General features: G+C 69.8%; 21 protein-coding genes. All 21 read left to right on the top strand.

What is annotated here, in order from left to right:
• The first annotated feature begins 28 nt into the window (after positions 1–28).
• Complete coding sequence (locus tag AC5P1B_RS06115; protein ID WP_493885383.1) at positions 29–358, top strand: TcmI family type II polyketide cyclase; 330 nt, start codon at positions 29–31, stop codon at positions 356–358.
• Positions 359–389: 31 nt separating this feature from the next.
• Positions 390–1646: a beta-ketoacyl-[acyl-carrier-protein] synthase family protein gene (locus AC5P1B_RS06110; protein ID WP_493885381.1), complete on the top strand. Its 1257-nt coding sequence runs from the start codon at positions 390–392 to the stop codon at positions 1644–1646.
• The gene (locus AC5P1B_RS06105; protein ID WP_493885379.1) at positions 1643–2860 is read left to right on the top strand and encodes a ketosynthase chain-length factor; all 1218 of its coding nucleotides are present in this window, start codon (positions 1643–1645) and stop codon (positions 2858–2860) included. The genes AC5P1B_RS06110 and AC5P1B_RS06105 overlap by 4 nt, the downstream gene beginning before the upstream one ends.
• A gap of 34 nt (positions 2861–2894) precedes the next feature.
• On the top strand, positions 2895–3164 hold the full coding sequence (locus AC5P1B_RS06100; protein ID WP_493885377.1) for an acyl carrier protein: 270 nt from the start codon (positions 2895–2897) through the stop codon (positions 3162–3164).
• 73 nt (positions 3165–3237) lie between these two features.
• The gene (locus tag AC5P1B_RS06095; protein ID WP_493885375.1) at positions 3238–4023 is read left to right on the top strand and encodes a 3-oxoacyl-ACP reductase; all 786 of its coding nucleotides are present in this window, start codon (positions 3238–3240) and stop codon (positions 4021–4023) included.
• Positions 4024–4087: 64 nt separating this feature from the next.
• Positions 4088–5035 (top strand): aromatase/cyclase, encoded by a 948-nt coding sequence (locus AC5P1B_RS06090; protein ID WP_493885373.1) that lies wholly within the window; start codon positions 4088–4090, stop codon positions 5033–5035.
• 13 nt (positions 5036–5048) lie between these two features.
• Entirely contained in the window at positions 5049–8306 is a 3258-nt protein-coding gene (locus AC5P1B_RS06085; protein WP_493885371.1) for an FAD-dependent monooxygenase, read from the top strand.
• A gap of 134 nt (positions 8307–8440) precedes the next feature.
• Positions 8441–9103 (top strand): nitroreductase family deazaflavin-dependent oxidoreductase, encoded by a 663-nt coding sequence (locus AC5P1B_RS06080; RefSeq protein ID WP_493885369.1) that lies wholly within the window; start codon positions 8441–8443, stop codon positions 9101–9103.
• A 234-nt stretch (positions 9104–9337) separates the two neighbouring features.
• Positions 9338–10093: an SDR family NAD(P)-dependent oxidoreductase gene (locus AC5P1B_RS06075; RefSeq protein WP_493885367.1), complete on the top strand. Its 756-nt coding sequence runs from the start codon at positions 9338–9340 to the stop codon at positions 10091–10093.
• Positions 10094–10161: 68 nt separating this feature from the next.
• Positions 10162–10530, top strand: coding sequence for an antibiotic biosynthesis monooxygenase family protein (locus tag AC5P1B_RS06070; protein WP_493885366.1), 369 nt, complete (start codon positions 10162–10164; stop codon positions 10528–10530).
• Between the two features lie 330 nt (positions 10531–10860).
• Complete coding sequence (locus AC5P1B_RS06065) at positions 10861–12513, top strand: MFS transporter (RefSeq protein ID WP_493885364.1); 1653 nt, start codon at positions 10861–10863, stop codon at positions 12511–12513.
• Between the two features lie 150 nt (positions 12514–12663).
• Positions 12664–13248, top strand: a complete 585-nt coding sequence (locus tag AC5P1B_RS06060; RefSeq protein ID WP_493885362.1) for a hypothetical protein — start codon at positions 12664–12666, stop codon at positions 13246–13248.
• 140 nt (positions 13249–13388) lie between these two features.
• Positions 13389–13628, top strand: coding sequence for a hypothetical protein (locus AC5P1B_RS06055; RefSeq protein ID WP_493885360.1), 240 nt, complete (start codon positions 13389–13391; stop codon positions 13626–13628).
• Between the two features lie 15 nt (positions 13629–13643).
• The gene (locus AC5P1B_RS06050) at positions 13644–15341 is read left to right on the top strand and encodes an NAD(P)/FAD-dependent oxidoreductase (protein WP_493885358.1); all 1698 of its coding nucleotides are present in this window, start codon (positions 13644–13646) and stop codon (positions 15339–15341) included.
• A complete protein-coding gene (locus AC5P1B_RS06045; RefSeq protein ID WP_493885356.1) occupies positions 15338–15883 on the top strand; it encodes a cupin domain-containing protein in 546 nt (181 codons plus the stop codon). The genes AC5P1B_RS06050 and AC5P1B_RS06045 overlap by 4 nt, the downstream gene beginning before the upstream one ends.
• Positions 15884–16046: 163 nt before the next feature.
• Positions 16047–17405: a cation:proton antiporter gene (locus tag AC5P1B_RS06040; RefSeq protein WP_493885354.1), complete on the top strand. Its 1359-nt coding sequence runs from the start codon at positions 16047–16049 to the stop codon at positions 17403–17405.
• Positions 17406–17477: 72 nt separating this feature from the next.
• On the top strand, positions 17478–18026 hold the full coding sequence (locus AC5P1B_RS06035) for a flavin reductase family protein (RefSeq protein ID WP_493885352.1): 549 nt from the start codon (positions 17478–17480) through the stop codon (positions 18024–18026).
• A gap of 62 nt (positions 18027–18088) precedes the next feature.
• A complete protein-coding gene (locus tag AC5P1B_RS06030) occupies positions 18089–18457 on the top strand; it encodes an antibiotic biosynthesis monooxygenase family protein (protein WP_493885350.1) in 369 nt (122 codons plus the stop codon).
• Positions 18458–18536: 79 nt separating this feature from the next.
• The gene (locus AC5P1B_RS06025; RefSeq protein ID WP_493885348.1) at positions 18537–18935 is read left to right on the top strand and encodes a nitroreductase family deazaflavin-dependent oxidoreductase; all 399 of its coding nucleotides are present in this window, start codon (positions 18537–18539) and stop codon (positions 18933–18935) included.
• Positions 18936–18981: 46 nt separating this feature from the next.
• Positions 18982–19347, top strand: coding sequence for an antibiotic biosynthesis monooxygenase family protein (locus tag AC5P1B_RS06020; protein WP_493885346.1), 366 nt, complete (start codon positions 18982–18984; stop codon positions 19345–19347).
• 98 nt (positions 19348–19445) lie between these two features.
• Positions 19446–19769 carry a hypothetical protein gene (locus AC5P1B_RS06015; protein ID WP_493885344.1) on the top strand — a complete coding sequence of 108 codons (324 nt, stop codon included), beginning with the start codon at positions 19446–19448 and terminating at the stop codon, positions 19767–19769.
• The last annotated feature ends 145 nt before the right edge of the window (positions 19770–19914 follow it).

Below are 19914 nucleotides of genomic sequence, written 5' to 3'. Positions count from 1 at the left end.
CCACTTCCGGTGAGAAGGAGACACACCGATGCACAGCACTCTGATCGTGGCACGGATGGAACCAGGCGCCAGTGGCGACGTCGCCCGGATCTTCCGCGAGTTCGACGGCACGGAGCTGCCGGACCTCATGGGCACCAGGCGCCGGCAGCTCTTCTCCTACCGCGGCCTGTACTTCCACCTTCAGGACTTCGTCTCCGACGACGGTGGAACGGCGATCGAGGAGGCGAAGAACCACCCGCTCTTCGTCAAGGTCAGCGCCGACCTCACGCCGCACATCCAGGCGTACGACCCGGCGACCTGGCGGTCGCCCGCCGACGCCATGGCGCGCCGTTTCTACCACTGGAGTCCGTCCGCGTGACGCACCTCTTGCCGAAGGGAGTGACGTCCACATGGGACGACGAGTAGTGATCACCGGCATCGGGGTCGTGGCTCCGGGAGGTATCGGCGTCAAGGACTTCTGGAGCCTGCTCAGCAGTGGCCGCACCGCCACCAGGGGCATCACGTCCTTCGACGCCGCCCCGTTCCGTTCCCGTATCGCCGCCGAGGCCGACTTCGACCCGGAGTCGCACGGCCTCGGACCGCAGGAGATCCGCCGCATGGACCGCGCCGCGCAGTTCGCCGTGGTGTCCGCAGCCGAGGCGGTGACCGACAGCGGACTGGAGACCACCCGGCTGGACCCGCACCGGGTCGGCGTGAGCGTCGGCAGCGGCGTCGGCGCCACGATGGGACTCGACCAGGAGTACCGCGTCGTCAGCGACGGCGGCCGGCTCGACCTCGTCGACCACACCTACGCCGTCCCGCACCTCTACGACTACTTCGTCCCCAGCTCCTTCGCGAGCGAGGTGGCCTGGTCCGTAGGGGCCGAGGGGCCCGCCGCCGTCGTCTCGACGGGCTGCACCTCGGGCATCGACTCGGTCGGTTACGCCGCCGAGCTGGTCAGGGAGGGCAGCACCGACGTGATGATCGCCGGTGCCTCGGCCGCGCCCATCTCACCGATCACCGTGGCCTGCTTCGACGCGATCAAGGCCACCACACCGCGCAACGACGACCCGGAGCACGCCTCCCGGCCGTTCGACAGGTCACGCAACGGATTCGTACTCGGCGAGGGGGCGGCGATGTTCGTCCTTGAGGAGTACGAGCAGGCCAGGAAGCGCGGCGCGTATCTCTACGCCGAGATCGCGGGGTTCGCCAACCGGTGCAACGCCTTCCACATGACGGGCCTGCGTCCCGACGGCCGCGAGATGGCAGAGGCCATCCGTACCGCGCTGGCCGAGGCACGCATGAACGGCGACGAGATCGACTACATCAACGCGCACGGCTCGGGCACCAAGCAGAACGACCGGCACGAGACGGCCGCCTTCAAACGCAGCCTGGGCGTGCACGCCTACCGCACCCCGGTCAGCTCCATCAAGTCGATGATCGGGCACTCGCTCGGCGCGATCGGCTCGCTGGAGATCGCCGCCTCCGTGCTGGCCATCGAGCACAACGTGGTCCCGCCCACCGCGAACCTGCACGAGGCGGACCCGGAATGCGACCTGGACTACGTGCCGCTCACGGCCAGGGAGCAGACGACCGACGCGGTGCTGACCGTGGGCAGCGGCTTCGGCGGCTTCCAGAGCGCCATGGTCTTGCGGAGGGCGGCGTGAGCGCGTCCGTAGTGGTGACGGGGATAGGTGTCACGGCCCCCAACGGGCTGGGCACCGCGGACTACTGGGCGGCGACCTGCGACGGGAAGAGCGGCATCGGCGAGGTCACCCGGTTCGACGCGACGGGCTACCCGGCCCGGTTCGCCGGCGAGGTGCCCGGCTTCGTCGCTGAGGACCACCTGCCGAGCAGGCTGATCCCGCAGACCGACCACATGACCAGGCTGGCCCTGGTCGCCGCCGACTGGGCCCTGGCCGACGCCGGGGTCCGGCCGCGGGAATGGCCCGGCTTCGACATGGGGGTGGTCACAGCCAGCTCCTCCGGGGGCTTCGAGTTCGGCCAGGGCGAGCTGCGCAACCTGTGGAGCAAGGGCGGCCAGTACGTCAGCGCCTACCAGTCCTTCGCCTGGTTCTACGCCGTCAACACCGGCCAGATCTCCATCCGGCACGGGATGCGGGGGCCCAGCGGGGTCGTGGTCTCCGACCAGGCCGGTGGCCTGGACGCCATCGCCCAGGCGCGGCGGCAGATCCGCAAGGGCACCCCGCTGGTCGTCTCCGGCGGCATCGACGGCTCCATCTGCTCATGGGGGTGGGTCGCACAGCTCGCCAGCGGGCGGCTCAGTACCCGCCGGAACCGCGACCGGGCGTATCTGCCCTTCGACGCCGACGCGAGCGGCCATGTGCCGGGCGAGGGCGGGGCGCTGGTCATCATGGAGGACGCCGCGGCGGCCCGCGCCCGGGGCGCCAGGATCTACGGGGAGATCGCCGGTTACGCGGCGACGTTCGACCCGAAACGGGGCAGCGGGCGCGAGCCCGGCCTGCGGCGCGCCATCCAGCTCGCGCTGGACGACGCGCGCGTGACGCCCGACGCGGTCGACGTGGTCTTCGCCGACGCGGCCGCCGTCCCCGAGCTCGACCGCATCGAGGCCGCCGCCATCAGCGCCCTGTTCGGGCCGCGCGGCGTCGCCGTCTGCGCGCCCAAGACGATGACCGGACGGCTGCTGTCCGGCGGCGCCTCGCTGGATGTGACCGCGGCCCTGCTGTCCATCAGGGACGGGCTGATCCCGCCCACCGTGAACGTCACACCGGACCCCGACCACAACCTCGACCTGGTCACGGCCGAGCCGAGGAACACGCCGGTGAACACGGCACTCGTGCTCGCCCGCGGATACGGCGGCTTCAACTCCGCATTGGTGGTGCGCCGGTCCGCCTCATGACCGGTGCCGCAGCAGAAGAAGGCGAAGGACCGAGATGGCTGCTCACGAACTGACCATCGAAGACCTCAAGCGCGTCCTGCGCGAGGCGGCCGGCGAGATCGAGGGCATCGACCTCGACGGCGACATCATCGACACCCCCTTCGAGGACCTCGGCTACGACTCGCTCGCGCTGCTGGAGGCCGGCAGCCGCATCGAGCGCGAGCACGGGGTCGATCTGGAGGACACCACGCTCACCGACGCGGGGACGCCACGCGCGCTGCTCGCACTCGTCAACGAGCAGCTCGCCGCCGGACAAGCGGCCTGAGCCCCTGCCGGGCCGCCGCCCCGCGAGGAGCGGCGGCGGGCACCGGAACCACCGCGACTTCTAAGGAGAAGGCATGTCGCTTGAGGGGAAGCGGGTCGCCCTCGTCACCGGGGCAACCAGCGGAATCGGCCTGGCCGTCGCCAGGACCCTGGCCGCCCAGGGGCACCAGGTGTTCGTCTGCGCGCGCTCGGCGGAGACCGTGCGGGTGACCGTCAAAGAACTGCGGGACGAGGGCCTCGACATCGACGGGACCGCCTGCGACGTCAGGTCCGCCGACGACATCCGGCGCTGCGTCAGCGCCGCCGTCGACCGGTTCGGGCCGATCGACGTCCTGGTGAACAACGCGGGCCGCAGCGGCGGCGGGGTCACCGCCGACCTCGACGACGCGCTGTGGACCGACGTCATGGACACCAACCTCAACAGCGTCTTCCGCATGACACGGGAAGTGCTGAACGCGGGCGGCATGCGCCACCGCGACCGCGGCCGGATCATCAACATCGCCTCCACCGCGGGAAAGCAGGGCGTCGTCCTCGGCGCCCCCTACTCCGCGTCCAAACACGGCGTCGTCGGCTTCACCAAGGCCCTCGGCAACGAACTGGCCCCCACCGGCATCACCGTCAACGCGGTCTGCCCCGGCTACGTCGAGACGCCCATGGCACAGCGCGTACGGCAGGGCTACGCCGCCGCGTACGAGACGACCGAGGACCAGATCCTGGAGAAGTTCCAGGCGAAGATCCCCCTCGGCCGTTACTCCACCCCCCAGGAGGTCGCCGGTCTGGTGGGCTACCTCGCCACCGACACCGCCGCCTCGATCACCGCCCAGGCGATCAACGTCTGCGGCGGCCTCGGCAACTTCTGAGGCCCCGGCAGCAGACAGAGGCCCCGGCAACAGAGGCCCCGGCAACAGACAAAGGAGAACGCGCATGACGGAGCTGGGCCACCGCGAGGTGGAGCACGAGGTCATGGTGAACGCTCCGGCCACCGCCGTCTACCGGCTCATCGCGGACGTGGAGAACTGGCCGCGCGTCTTCCCGCCGACCGTGTACGTCGACCACGTCGAACGCTCGGAGCACACCGAACGCATCCGGATCTGGGCCACCGCCAACGGCGAGGCCAAGAACTGGATCTCGCGCCGCGAACTCGACCCCGGGCGGCTGCGCGTCGAGTTCCGCCAGGAGGTCTCCACACCGCCCGTGGCGGCCATGGGCGGCACCTGGCTGATCACACCGGTCACCGAGACGGCCTGCCGGGTGCGCCTGCTGCACCACTACCGCGCGGTCGACGACGACCCCGGCAGCCTGGCCTGGATCGATGCCGCCGTGGACCGCAACAGCACCTCCGAGCTCGCCGCGCTCAAGACCAACGTGGAACTGGCCACCGGCTCCGCCGACGACCTCACCCTGTCCTTCCACGACACGGTGCGGATCTACGGCGCCGCCAAGGACGTCTACGACTTCATCAACGAGGCGCGGCTGTGGCGCGAGCGCCTGCCGCACGTCGCCCGGGTCGAGCTGACCGAGGACGCCCCCGGTCTCCAGATGCTGGAGATGGACACCCGCACCAAGGACGGCTCCACGCACACCACCAAGTCGGTGCGGGTGTGCTTCCCGCACAGCAGGATCGTCTACAAGCAGATCACGCTGCCCGCCTTGATGAGCCTGCATACCGGCTACTGGCAGCTGGCGGAGGACGGGGACGCGGTCGACGCCACCTCCCAGCACACCGTGGTCATCAACACCGCCGCCATCAAGCGGGTTCTCGGCGAGCGGGCGGGTGTCGCCGAGGCCAGGGCGTTCGTCAAGAACGCCCTCAGCACCAACAGCACGGCGACCCTGGGCCACGCCAAGCGGTACGCGGAAAGCCGGGCCTGAGATGGACAGCCAGGTGATCGTTGCCGGCGCCGGGCCCGTCGGCCTGATGCTCGCCGGTGAACTCCGCCTCGGCGGCGCCCGGGTGACGGTCCTGGAACGGCTGGCCGCGCCCACCACCGAGTCCAGGGCCTCCACCCTGCACGCCCGCACCATGGAGATCCTCGACCAGCGGGGCCTGCTGGAGACCCTGGGCACTCCGCCCAACGACCCGATGAGCCACTTCGGCGGTCTGCCGCTGGATCTGAGCGGCCAGCCGACCCGGTTCCCGGGCCAGTGGAAGGTCCCGCAAGCCCGGGTCGAGGCCCTGCTGGCGGAGTGGGCGCGCGGGCTCGGCGCCGACATCAGACGCGAGCACGAGGTGCGCGCGCTGACACACGGCGAGGAACTGGTGGAGGTCGAGGCAGCCACCCCCAGCGGTACGGTCCGGCTGACCGCCGCGTACCTCGTCGGATGTGACGGCGAGCAGAGCACCGTACGGGACCTCGCCGGGATCGGCTTCGAGGGCAGGGACGCCAACCGCGAACTGCTGCGCTGCGACGTCACCGGCGTCGACATCCCCGCCCGCCGTTTCGAGCGGTTCCCGGGCGGCCTCGCCATAGCGGCGACGCGCGACGGCGTCACCCGCGTCATGGTGCACGAGTTCGGCCGGACGCCGGAACAGCGCACAGGGCCACCGGAGTTCGCCGAGGTCGTCGCCGCGTGGGCGCGGGTGACCGGCGAGGACATCAGCGGCGGCACCCCGCTGTGGGTGAACGCCTTCGGCAACGTCAGCCGCCAGGCGAGCCGCTACCGGCAGGGCCGGGTGCTGCTGGCCGGCGACGCCGCCCACGGGCAGCTCCCGGTCGGCGGACAGGCACTCAACCTGGGCGTCCAGGACGCGGTCAACCTCGGCTGGAAGCTGGCCGCGCAGGTCACGGGCCGCGCCCAGGCCGGGCTGCTGGACACCTACCACGACGAGCGGCACCCGGTGGGCCGGCGCGTCCTGGACGGCATCGAGGCCCAGACGCTGCTGCTGCTCGGCGGCCGGGAAACCGAGGCCGTCCGTGCCACGACCGGCGAACTCCTCACCCACACCGTCGTACGCGACCGGCTCGGCCGGATGATCGGCGGCCTCGACATCGACTACGACCCCGGGGACCAGCCACTGGTCGGCTCCCGCATGCCGCATATCGATCTCGTCACCGGCGCCGGACTCACCAGTACCACCGCGCTCCTGCGCCGTGGCCGGGGCGTCCTGCTCGACCTGTCGGGCGACGCCGAGCGCCGGACCGCGCTCACCCGCGCCGTCGCCGGATGGGCCGGGCGGGTGGACATGGTGACGGCCACGGCCGCGCGGAACGCCCCCATCGAGGGGCGGGAAACGGTGCTGCTGCGCCCGGACGGCCACGTCGCCTGGGCCGGTGACCGCCACGCGGACCCGGTGACCGCCCTCGTCGGCTGGTTCGGCGCCGGGGAGCGTACGACCGCCCCGCGGCGCGCCCGTACGACCCGCACGACCCGTACGACCTCGGCCCAACGGGCCACCAGCCTCCGCGCGCCACGCGGACACGACTCCGAAGAGAAAGGCGGGCCGATGCCCAGCAAGATCAAGGCACCGTACGAGGCCAAGGGCTCCCAGCAGGTGCAGCAGTGCGACGTCCTGATCCTGGGCTCCGGACTGGCGGGCTCGGTGGCCGGGGCGTGCCTGTCGAGGAAGGGCGCCGATGTGGTGCTCGTGGACGCCGGGCAGCATCCGCGGTTCGCGATCGGCGAGTCGATGACGCCGCAGCTGATCGAGTGGCTGCACATTCTGCGCTCACGCTTCGACGTCCCCGAGATAGGGCACCTGCTCGACGTCAAGGCCGTCACGAAGAACATCGGCCCGCACCACGGCAAGAAGCAGAGCTTCGGGTTCATCAAGCACGACCCGGGTCAGGAACCGGACCCGGAAGAGTCGACCATGTTCGTCATCCCGAAGTTGCTGACCGAGGCCAGCCACCTGTTCCGGCAGGACACCGACCAGTACTACTTCAACGTGGCCGCGAAGTACGGCTGCACCACCCGGCAGAACTGGCGCGCCGCCAACCTCGACTTCGACGACGGCGGGGTCACCGTCACCGGCCAGAACGGCGAGGTCTTCCGGGCGAAGTACCTGATCGACGCGAGCGGCTTCCGCTCGCCGCTGGCGGAGAAGTTCGACCTGCGCGACAAGCCCGCCCGCTTCAAGCACCACTCGCGGTCGCTGTTCACGCACTACATCGGGGTGAAGCCGTTCGACGACGTCTCCTACCACCCGCAGAGCCAGCGCCCGCCGGCCCCGTGGAACGGCGGCACGCTGCATCACATGATCGAGCGGGGCTGGTTCTGGATCATCCCGTTCAACAACACCAAGGACTCGAAGAACCCCCTGTGCAGCGTGGGCCTGACGTTCGACGAGCGCCGGTACCCCAAGCCCGCGGACCTGACGCCGGACGAGGAGTTCCGCCACTACCTCGACATGTACCCGGCGGTGAAACGGCAGTTCGAGGGAGCCAAGCGGGTACGCGAGTGGGTCTCGACCGACCGCCTCCAGTACTCGTCGAAGCGCTCGATCGGCCACCGCTGGTGCCTGATGTCCCACGCGGCGGGCTTCCTCGACCCGCTGTTCTCCCGTGGCCTTTCCAACACCTTCGAGGTCGTGTACTCGCTGTGCACCCGCATCCTCGACTCGCTGAAGGACGACGACTGGTCGGAGGAGCGGTACGAGTACGTCGAACGTGTGGAGCGCGGCCTGCTCCACTACAACGACGCCCTGGTCAACAGCTCGTTCATCGCTTTCGGGCACTTCCGGCTGTGGAACGCCGTCTTCCGTGTCTGGGGCGGGTTCCTCACCCCCGGTGTGATGCGGCTGACCCGCGCCCGGGTCAACTACGAGCTGGACGGGAACGAACAGCATCTGCGGGACCTGGAAAAGGCCCCGTATCCCGGGCTGTGGTTCTCCGAGAGCCACGCGTTCAAGCAGATCCTGGATCTCACCGCCGAGACCTGCGAGAAGTACGAAGCCGGTGAGATCGACGGGGACAAGGCCGCCGACATCATCTTCGAGGCGCTGGGCGCCTGCGAGACCCTGAATCCGGTCTTCGGCTGGAAGGACCCCGAGACCACCCGCTTCATCTACCCGAACGCCCCGATGATGGCCAAATTCATGTACTGGGCCGTCCGGGAGGCGCCCGCCGGGGAAATGCGCGACCTCGGCCGCGCCATGATCAGCGGCGTCGTGCGCTCGGGCCTCAGGGGCAAGAAGCTGCTCTGACCGGCCGTGTCCCACGGGGACGTGGACGTGCGGTGCCCGGGCGCGACACCGGGCACCGCGTACCCGACCCCCTCCGCCCGCCGGACCGGCGGGAAACCCCTGATGACGTCCCACGACGGAGAGGCACAAGCGACATGGCCGATACGACGAGCACTCCGCAGCCCACGCAGCCCACACAGCCCACGCAGCCGGTGGCGACCGCGGCGACTGCGGCGGCGGCGCGGCCGGAAACCGCGCCGCCGCCCCTGGCCGCACCCGCGCCGGACAGTACGGCTGAGCCCCGGTACGGCGTCCCGCGGTCGCAACGGCCGAGGAGTCTGTTCCTGCCGCCGAAGACGAAGCCGCCCACCAGGGCGAACATCACGATCAACAAGGGCGTCGTGCGCGCCAACGTCTGGATCTACCGCAAGACCAAGGGCCGCGTCCTCGGCAGGTTCGGTGGCCTCGACGCCCTGCTGATCACCACGCAGGGCAAGAAGACCGGCAAGCGGCGGACGAATCCCGTCGGTTACATCTACGATCGCGGCCGGTTCATCGTGTGCGCCGCGTATGGTGGCGAAGCCGTCCACCCCGCCTGGTACCGGAACTTGCGAGCCGTACCGAAGGTGACCGTCGAGCTCGGTGTCGAGACGGTCGAGTGCACCGCGCACACCGAACCGCCCGGGCCTGAGCGGGACCGGCTCTGGGAGGCACTGGTAGCCTCCTTCGCCAACTACCGTACGTTCCAGAACAGGACCGACCGCCTCCTTCCGGTCGTCGTACTGACCCCGAACGACCTTGCGCGCCAGGGGGGTTGAGCCGACCGGCGGCCCGGGCCCTGGCCTCCACTCCGCCAGTCGCGAGCCACGTGCCCCGACCGGCCGCCGACGCGCGACACGGCACGGGCCACCCTCGCTACGAGCGCGGCACCCGTCCACGCCACGCCGCGTCGGCGTTCTCCACCGCACCACCGAGTACTGACGGTCAGCGGCGCGCGTCGTGATGACGCGGACCCAGCGAAGGCAGCGGCACTAAGGAAAGGGAAGCCCCACATGAGCAAGCTCACCGGCAAAACCGCCTTGGTCACAGGAGCCAGTCGCGGCATCGGCCGCGGGATAGCCCAGCGCCTCGCCCAAGAGGGCGCCAAGGTCGCGGTGCACTACGGGAGCAACGAGTCGGCGGCGAAGGAGACCGTCGCCGCGATCGAGGCGGCCGGGGGCAGCGCGTTCACGATCCGGACGGAACTCGGCGTTCCCGGTGACGCCGAAGCGCTCTGGGCCGGGTTCGACCAGCACGCCGACGGCCTGGACATCCTGGTGAACAACGCGGGCGGCGAGCCCCCGGAGAAGGGCATCGCCCTCACCACCCCGCAGGGCTTCGACGCGGTCATGGGGCTCAACGTCAAGGCTCCCTTCTTCATCATCAAGCTCGCCCTCGACCGGCTGCGCGACGGCGGGCGGATCATCAACATCTCGTCGGGCCTGAGCCACCGCCCCGGTGACGTGCCCGCTCTCCTGACGTACTCGATGGCCAAGAGCGCCCTCGACACGATGTCCGAAGGGCTGGCCAAACAGCTCGCGCCGCGCGGGATCACCGTGAATACCATCGGCCCGGGCTTCGTCGACACCGACGGCGCCGCCAAGGCGTTCGTCAACGAGGAGATGCGACGCCACGCGGAGTCGATCGCGGCGCTCGGCAGGCTCGGGCAGCCCGACGACATCGCCGCGGCCGTCACCTTCCTCGCCTCGGACGACGGCCGGTGGGTCACCGGCCACTGGCTGGACGTCTCGGGCGGCACGCTGATCTAGGCCCTCGGCCGGGCGTGCGGAACTGGCAAGTCCCCCTGATCGACCCCACAGTGAGAGGTGAAACGCAGATGGTGGACATCAAGCACTTGGACCCCTCGACGTCTTTCGAGGCCCAGCTCCAGCAGCAGGGCGGGCCCGTCACCCTGGTCAACACGATCTTTGTGCCGAGGGAGCGGATGGAGAAGTTCCTGCACACCTGGCGCGAGGACGCTTCGTTCATGAAGGCCCAGCCCGGCTTCGTCTCGACCCAGCTGTACCGGGGAACGGCGGGCAGCCAGCTCCTGTTCAACGTCGCGGTGTGGGAGTCCGCGCAGTCGCTCGCCATCGCGTACTCCAACCCGGAGTTCCACGCGAAGGCCGATCAGTATCCCGACGGGATGACCGCGTATCCGCACGTTTTCGAGAAGGTCGCCGTCGAGGGCGTCTGCGTCGCCTGAACTCCGCCGCGGGGCCCACCTCCAGGGTGGTGCCCCGCGGTGGGCGGCCGGGCTCCGTCCGCGTTCGCCGTACCGGGGCTGCGGTTCAGCGGCTCGGCACCGGCCTCAAGTCCTCCTCCTGACCCGCCGGTGTGGCCTGCGTCTCATCGGCGGACCCCATGTCACATCCGCAGCCGCCCGGGCCCTCTTGGGGGCGTGGAGCTGAGTGGGGTGTGGACCTGTGGCGGACCCGGCCGCGTACGGGGTTGGCGTGAGGACGCGGAGACCGGATGCCCCACCCGGTACGCGACGAGACCGTGAGCGCCTGTACGCCCACGGCAAGGAGGATTTGTGTTGAGGAAATGGCACGGCAACCCGTGGGCGATCCTGACCATCTTGTGCCTGGGGTTCTTCATGACCCTGGTGGATCTCACGATCGTGAACATCGCGATCCCGGATATGACCGATGACCTGGACGCCTCGCTGGACGAGATCCTCTGGGTGGTCAACGCCTACACCCTGCTGCTGGCGACGCTGATCATCACCGCCGGACGGCTGGGTGACCTGCAAGGAAAGCGGAACCTGTACATCTACGGTGTCGCGCTGTTCACCGTGGCCAGTCTCGCTTGCGGGCTGGCACAGGACCCGGCGCAGCTCATCGCCTTCCGGGCGCTGCAAGGTGCGGGCGCCGCGATGCTCATCCCGCAGACGCTGTCGATCATCGCCGACGTCTTCCCGGACGAGAAGCGGGGAGTGGCGCTCGGGATCTGGGGCGCGGTCGCGGGCGCGTCCGGGGCGGTCGGACCGCCGCTGGGCGGCCTGCTGGTCACGCATTTCGACTGGCGCTGGATCTTCTTCGTCAACATCCCGATCGGGGTAGTGGTGCTGCTGATGGCGGTGCCGATCATGCCGAAGACGGGCCGCACGGTGAAACACAGGTTCGACATGCCCGGTGTGCTGGCGGCCTCGGGCGCGCTGTTCTGCCTGACCTTCGCGCTGACCGAGGGCGAGCGGTACGAGTGGAACATGTGGATCTGGTCCCTGATCGGCGCGTCCGCGGCGCTGCTCGGAGTCTTCATCGCCTACGAGCGCGGCCAGCAGGACAACGAGCCACTGGTGCCCTTCTCGCTCTTCAAGAGCCGCAACTTCACACTGATCAACTTCGTGGGCATCACGGTGATGTTCGGCGTGATCGGCCTCTTCCTGCCCTTGACGATCTACCTCCAGTCCGCGCTCGGATTCAGCGCCATCAAGACAGGCACGGTACTGCTGCCCCTGGCGCTGGGCACGATGGTCACGGCGGGTCCCGCGGGGGTGCTCTCCGAGAAGTTCGGCGGCAAGTACATCCTGACGACCGGGCTGCTCGGCTTCGCCGGCGGCGTGTCCTGGATCGCACTGGTCGCCGACAACGACAGCGGCTGGACCGCGTTCGTGGGGCCGCTGTTCCTCATCGGCCTCGGCGCGGGGTGCACATTCGCCCCGATGGGTTCGGAAGTCATGCGCAATGTGCCGATCAGCCTCACCGGCGCCGCCTCCGGCGTGAACAACGCGCTGCGCCAGGTCGGCACCGTACTGGGAGGCGCGGTCCTCGGCGCGGTCCTCCAGGCGCAACTGGCCTCCTCACTGCGTGAGGAGGCACGAGAGGGCGCGAAGACGCTGCCCGGTGAATACCGAGAGGGCTTCGTCTCCGGATTCGACGACGCCGGATCGCAGGGCCTGAACGTGGGCACCGAGCAGAGTTCGACCGCGCCCGCCCCGGAAGGCGTGCCGGCCGACGTCGTGGACACGATGCGGGATCTCGCCGGGCGGGTCTTCGACGACGCGTTCGTGGGCGCCTTCAAGCCGACCATGATGGTCACCGCCGTGGTGATGTTCGCCGGCGCGGCGGCGTGCCTCGGCCTCAAGGGCGGCCCGACCCCCTCGGGCAGCTCGCACGGTCTTCCGCCTTCGCAGGCGGAACCCGACGGCGCCGATGGCACGGAAGACGCCCACGTCCCGGGCTGACCGCACCACCCGGCTGACCGGACCCACCGCACCACCCGGCTGACCTGAACCCAGGCTGTGACCGGCGACGCTGACGCGTCCCCGGTCACAGCCTGGTGTGTTGTGTGCCTGTTCCCGGCACTAACTCCCCTTTCGGCAAGGAGATCCTCCATGAGAGTTCCGGGTGCCGTCGCGACGAAGAGGACCAGGACCGCGGCCTTCACTCTGACGCTCGCCTTTCTGGGCTTTCCGTCCCCAGCGCACGCGGACAGCCGGCCGGCGAACAGCAAGCGGTCCTTCGTCGCCTGTTCCGGCACGGCGAAGATCAATTACTCTCCCGGCATGCGGGTCGAGCGGAACCAGGTCAAGGGCGACGTGGACTACCAGTACCGCTCGTGTGTGAGCACGCGGCAGCCCCACGTCACCTCAGGCGGCTTCCGCTGGAAGAAGGACCAGCAGGAGTCCTGTACGGACCTGTCGGCGGGTCAGCCGCCGTACGCCTATCAGATGCCCATCCAATGGAACGACGGGACGACGTCGCTCGTGGCGGTGACCGTCCAGCGCGACACAGCGGTCCCGGCGGTCGCCTTCGCGCTGAGGGGCAAGGTGACGTCGGGTGCCTTCGCGGGTCACCACCTGCGGATGGAGATCGTGTTCAGCGACGTACCGGCCGACCTCCCCGGTTGTGACTCCCCGACCGGACTGACCTCGCTGACCGGCGTACTCGGCCTGGTCCTGACCTCGCCGTCCCGGTAGGGACCCGCCGGACCGCCACCGCGCCGCCGCCCTCGCCGCCTTCCGGACGTGGGCGAGCGGGCCGCGGCCGGGCGCCGGTGTCCCCGGACATCCCACCCACCAGCTCAGGGGGCCGCGGCCCCCGGGGAGGCATCACCGCCATGAGTCCTGAGATCACCAAGGCCGCGAACGAACCGGCCACCCGCACCTGGATCTCACTCGGCGCGCTGACCCTCAGCGTCGCCGGGTTCGCGAACAAGGCACGCAAGGCCAGAGGCTCCAGGGATCTGGCCGACCACGCGGATGTCATCGCGGGTTTCACCTCGCTCGTCGTCCTGCTGGTACGGGCGCGCCGCAAGCGGCGGGCCGCGACACACGAGATACCGAATAGCTCTTCCTAAGAGAGGGACGCGCTGATGCCCAGCAAGCCCAAGACGGCCAGTAAGGCAGCGAAGAAGCCTGGCGACGCCCAGCAGGTGGACGTCATGATCCTCGGTTCTGGCCTGGCGGGGTCGGTGACCGCCATGTGCCTGGCCAGCCAGGGAACCACGGTCGCCCTCGTCGACGCGGGGCAGCACCCGCGGTTCGCGATCGGTGAGTCGATGACACCGCAGCTCATCGAGTGGCTCCAGATCCTGCGGTACCGCTTCGACGTACCGGAACTTGAGCACCTGTTCGACATCAAGGCGACGACCCGGCACATCGGCCCGCACCACGGCAAGAAGCAGAGCTTCGGGTTCATCCGCCAGGTCCCCGGACAGGAGCCCGACCCCCGGGAGGCGACGATGTTCGTCATCCCGAAGCTCCTCACCGAGGCGAGCCACCTGTACCGGCAGGAGACGGACCAGCACTACTTCAACCTCGCCGCCCGGTACGGCTGCGTCACCCGGCAGAACTGGCGGGCGACCGACCTGGACTTCGACGACGACGGCGTCACCGTCACCGGCCAGAACGGTGAGGTCTTCCGCGCCCGGTACCTGATCGACGCCAGTGGATTCCGCTCCCCGCTGGCCGAGAAGTTCGACCTGCGCGAGCAGCCCACCCGCTTCAAGCACCACTCGCGCTCCCTGTTCACGCACTACATCAACATCAAGCCGTACGACGACGTCAGCCACCACCCGCGGAGCCTGCGTCCGCCCGCCCCGTGGCACGGTGGCACGCTGCACCACCAGATCGACCGCGGCTGGTTCTGGATCATTCCGTTCGACAACTTCAAGGACTCCACGAACCCGCTGTGCAGCGTCGGCCTCACCATCGACCCGCGCCGCTACCCCAAGCCGGCGGACATGACCCCCGAGGAGGAGTTCGCCTCCTTCCTCGACCAGTACCCGGCCGTGAAACGGCAGTTCGACGGGGCGCACCGGGTCCGCGAGTGGGTGTCGACGGACCGCCTCCAGTACTCGTCGAAGCAGTCCATCGGCCACCGCTGGTGCCTGATGTCGCACGCGGCGGGCTTCATCGACCCGCTCTTCTCACGTGGCCTGTCCAATACCTTCGAGGTCGTCTACGCACTGGTCAGCAGGCTCCTTCCGGCCCTGGAGGACGACGACTTCGCCGTGGAGCGGTTCGAGTACGTCGAGCGCGTGGAACGGGGGCTCCTCCAGTACAACGACGACCTCGTCAACAGCTCCTTCATCTCCTTCGAGCACTTCCGGCTCTGGAACGCCGTCTTCCGCGTCTGGGGCGCGTTCCTGACCCCCGGCGTGATGCGGCTGACCCGCGCCCGGGTGAACTACCAGCTCACGCGCGACGTGAAGTACCTCGACGAGCTGGAGGCCACCGCCCACCCGGGCCTGTGGTGGCCGGAGAGCACCGTCTTCAAGCAGATGCTGGAGACCACCGCCGAGGTCTGCGAGAAGTACGAGGTCGGGGAGATGGAGGCGGACAAGGCCGCCGACATCATCTTCGCGATGATGAAGGAGTCGGACCTGGTCAACCCGGTCTTCGGCTGGAAGGACGACGAGGACACCCGGTTCATCCTCCCCACCACGGTCCTCATGGGGAAGTTCATGTACTGGGCCACCCGCAAGTCACCGCCGGAGATGCAGGAGTTGGGCCGTGCTCTGGTCACCGGCATGTTCCGGTCCGCCGTCCAGGGCAAGAAGCTCCTGTGACGCCCACGCCACCGGCCGGGCCGGGGGAGGAGGAGGGGGCCACGACGGCCGGGCCGGGCAAGGCTGTCCGGCTCGCCGACGTGGCCCCCATCACGTGGGGCGGCGAGGAGGCCGCGCGGTTCCTGCTGCGCGGCGCGGACACCGGCGGCCTCTTCTCGTACTACGAGGTCTCCGTACCGGCCGGCGAGGGCTCGCTCCACCACCTGCACCAGGACGCGGACGAAACGTTCTACGTCACCGGCGGCGAGTTCGAGATCAAGGTCGGCGAGGTGATCCACCCGGCTCCGGCCGGCACCCTGGTGTACGGGCCGCGCGGCGTCGCCCACTCCTTCTTCAACGTGTGGCATGAGCCGAGCACCATGCTCTGCACCATGACACCCGGTGGCATCGAGGCGTTCTTCGAGGAGCTCAGCGACCTCGTGACCGCCGACCCGCCACCCCAGTGGCCCGACATGCGCCGGCTCGCCGAGCGGCACCGCATCATCGCCTACCAGCCGCGGGGCGGACCGCACGGCGGCCCTCCCGTCGGCGCCGCCTCGTAGCGACGGCTCAGCGGCGACACCGAGGCAACTCAGCACCATGCGGCGGCCGCCCACCCGCTCCGGGTGGGTGGCCGTCCGTATGCCGACCGGTCTCCCCGCCGCCGTCGCCGCACCCGGCGGCGGCCCGCGGGACGTACCAGTCCCCTTCCTCACTGGAGGTCACATGGCAGCGGCCGACGGCCTGCCCATGGAAGCGATCGTCCTGGCCGACATCGCGATCGTGCTGCTCGCCGGAGCGGTCATGGTCAAGTTGAGCAAACGGTTGCATCAGCCCCCGGTCGTCGGGGAGATCGCCACCGGCATCATGCTCGGCCCCAGCGTGCTGGGGCTGCTGCCGGGGGATCTGCCCGGCCGCATCTTCCCGGACGGCGGCCTGCCCATGCTGTCGGCCATCGCCCAAGTGGGACTCGTGCTCTTCATGTTCCTCGCGGGCTGGGAACTCGACCTCAGCGCTCTGCGCGGCAAGGTCAGGACGGTGGGCACCATGGCCGGTCTGACCATGGCCGTGCCCTTCGTCCTGGGCGCCGGGGCGGCGGTGCTGATGTTCGGCAGCCACGGGGGAGACGGTGTCAGCGCGACGGCTTTCGTCCTCTACCTGGCGACAGCCTTCTCCATCACCGCCTTCCCCGTCCTGGCACGCATCATCAGGGACGGGCGGCTGTCCAACACCCGCGTCGGCACCATGGCCATGGCCTGCGCCGCCATCGGCGACGTCATCGCCTGGTGCGTCCTCGTGCTGGTGGTCGCCATCGCCGACGCCAGCGGCGTCGGCCAGTTCGTCGAGGTGGTCTCCTGGACCATCGCCTACGGCGTGACCATGGCACTGGTCGTCCGCCCGCTGCTGCACCGCACCGTGGACCGCGTGTCCCGGCGCGGCGACCCCGCTATCCTGCTGCTCCTGGTCGTCTCCGGAGTGTTCCTCTCCTCCTACGCGACGTCCTGGGTCGGCATCCACGCCATTTTCGGCGCGTTCGCCTTCGGGCTGATCATGCCGCACCACCACGCCCCTGACCTGCACCAGCACCTCGCGCTTCCGGTGGAGAAGGTCGCCGCGCTGCTGCTGCCCGTCTTCTTCATCGTCACCGGTCTCTCCGTGGACATCGGAGCTCTCGGCTGGTCGGGCCTGCTCGCCCTGGGGCTCATCGTCGCCACGGCCGTCATCGGCAAGTTCGCCGGGGCGTCGCTCCCAGCCCGGCTGTCGGGCATGAGCTGGCGGGAGGCCGGTGCCTTCGGCGCCCTGATGAACACCCGCGGCCTGACGGAGATCGTCATCCTCGGCATCGGCAGGGACCAAGGGCTCATCAGCGACGAGATGTTCACGATGATGGTCCTGATGGCGCTGCTGACCACCACCATGGCCGGGCCGCTGCTCCGGCTGCTGCGGATGGGACCCTCCTCCGCTGTGGCATCCGCGCCCCCGGCCGGTGAGGGCCCACCGGGCCAGGCACGCGGCCCCGGCGCCCATGTCGGCTCGGCGCCACCGGACGGTGACAAGCGGCCCGTCACCAAAGGCTCCCCGTAACTCCCCTCCGCCGGCGGGAGGCCCGGTGCACCGCCCCGGGCCTCCCGCCGCACCAGACCCCAGGGAACGCGTGTGAAATCCTCAGACGTCCAGACACAACACCAGCCCGCGCCTGTCGAGGGGAAGCTGCTGCGCGACGTGTGCGGGCTCTTCGTGACCGGCGTGACCGTGATCACCAGCGGGGCGGGAGACCGAGCGGCGGGAGCGACCGTCAACTCCTTCACCTCCGTCTCCCTTCAGCCCCCGCTGGTCCTCTTCTGCATGCACAAGGCGTCCCGGCTGTGCGCGGTGGTGGAGGGCACCGGCGCGTACGTGGTGAACTTCCTCGCCGGTCAGCAGGAACAGCTGGCCCGCGCGTTCGCGGGCCGGAACACCGCCGCGATCCACGAGGTGGCCCACCACCGCTCGGACACTGGAATGCCGGTCCTCAGCGAGGCCCTGGCCTTCCTTTCCTGCCGTCTTGTCAACGCCTTCGACGGCGGCGACCACACCATCTTCGTCGGTGAGGTCGTCGAGCTGGGCGTACCGCGTGACAACCAGGAGCCGCTGATCTTCTTCCGCGGCTCGCTGGGCGCGCTGGAGGACGAGCCGCGTGGCGTGCACCCGATCTTCGACGGCTGACCCGCGCCCGTAGCGGACAGCAGAGCACGATCCGGATTCGATCCGCGAGGAAGGCGGAAACCATGGTGCGGATAGCACATCTCGATCAGTCGACGCCCATGTCGGCCCAGTTCCAGGAGAAGACCGGCCCCATCGTCCTGGTGAACACGTTCTTCGTTCCCCGGGAGAAGATCGACGAGTTCCTGGCCCTGTGGCAGGAGGACGCCTTGTTCATGAAGGCGCAGCCGGGCTTCATCTCCACACAGATGCACCGCGGCACCGCGGGCAGTCAACTGCTCCTGAACATCGGTATATGGGAGTCCGCCGAGGCGCTGGGCCGGGCCCACGCCCATCCGGAGTTCCGGGCGCTGTCCGGGAAACTCCCCGACGGCATCATCGCGCACCCGCACATTTTCGAGAAGGTCGCCGTCGAAGGGGTCTGCGTGGCATAGGAGCCGGGGGCGGCGCCCGTGCGGACGCCGCCCCCCCCCGCATGTCAGGAGCGGAACCGACCAGCTCAGGGAGTCATGGATGTCCATCCAGAGACGACTGGCTCGTTTCAACCGTGTTGTCGCCAATCGCCTTGTCGGCCGGATGATCTCGCGGCTGCCGGGATTCGGCGCCGTGTTCCACCGCGGCCGTAAGTCCGGGCGTGAGTACCGCACACCCGTCAAGGTCTTCCGCAGCGGTGACCATTACGTGCTGTCGCTGCCGTACGGCCCGGAGTCCGACTGGGTGAGGAACGTGCTCGCGGCCGACGGCTGCGAACTGCTCACCCGTGGCCGCCGGGTGCCGCTGGCACGGCCCAAGCTGTTCGAGGACAAGGAACAGACCTCTCTTCCGGCCCCCATCCGGGCGGCGCTGAAACGGGTCAAGGCCTTCGACTTCATCGAGTTGCACCCCGTGGACGGCCCGCCGCCACCCCGGTGAGGGCGGGCCGTCCACGGGGCGCCATCCATGGAAAGGCGGACGTCAGATGGAACTGGAGAGTCTGGACCCCGAGACGCCCCTGGGCGCTCAGCTCGGGGCGCGGACCGGTCCCGTCCTCCTCGTCAACACCTTCGTCGTGCCCGAGGGCACGATGGACGAGGTCATCGCGAGCTGGCGGGACGACTCCGCGTTCATGAAGGCACAGCCCGGCTACATCTCGGCGCAGCTGCACCGGGGGACGGCGGGCAGCAGCCTCCTGCTGAACGTGGCCGTGTGGGAGTCCACCGAGGCGCTCGCCCGCGCCTTCTCCCAGCCTGAGTTCCACTCGCAGGCCCACCGGTATCCGGTGGGGATGCGCATCATCCCGCACGTCTTCGAGAAGGTCGCGGTCGACGGAGTCTGCGTCGCATGACGACACGGCGGGCACGGAATCCCGTGACCCACGGGTTTCCGTGCCCGCCGTGCAGCGTCGACGGACCCCGCGGACAGCGCCCGGAACAAGGAGAGCCCATGCACGCCAACGCACGCACCGCGCGACTGCCCGGCGCCGAGAGCCCCACCGCACCCGCACCCGACCCCGGCCCCCTGCTGGGCCCCGGCCAGGCCCAGCTCGCGGTCATCGCGATCTTCGTGACCGGCCGGGGCATCCGCCCCCAGGCGGCGCGCGGCGACTGGCCGGGCGGCGACAGCGCGAGCACGCCGCTCGCCCGCGCGGCGGGCCGGGCGGCACGCAGGGCCCAACTCACCGCCACCCGCGGCGGATTCTCCACCCCGCCCCGGCGGCGCCTCCCCGGGCATACAGCACCGGGACTCCTCCCACTCACCGCCGCCTGACGCCAGGCCACACCGCCCCGGAGAGCCCTGGCCCAGCGGGGGGTGTGCCCCGTCAGGGGCGCGGAGAACTGCGCGACCAGCCCCGACGCACCGGCGGTCCACAACGCACAGACAGGAGTTCCCCCTCCCCGGCACGAGCCACCGG

It is taken from the genome of Streptomyces sp. A01 (genome assembly GCF_059026195.1).
Note: the sequence above shows the minus strand (reverse complement) of the source record. Positions and strands in the feature narration are given on the sequence as shown.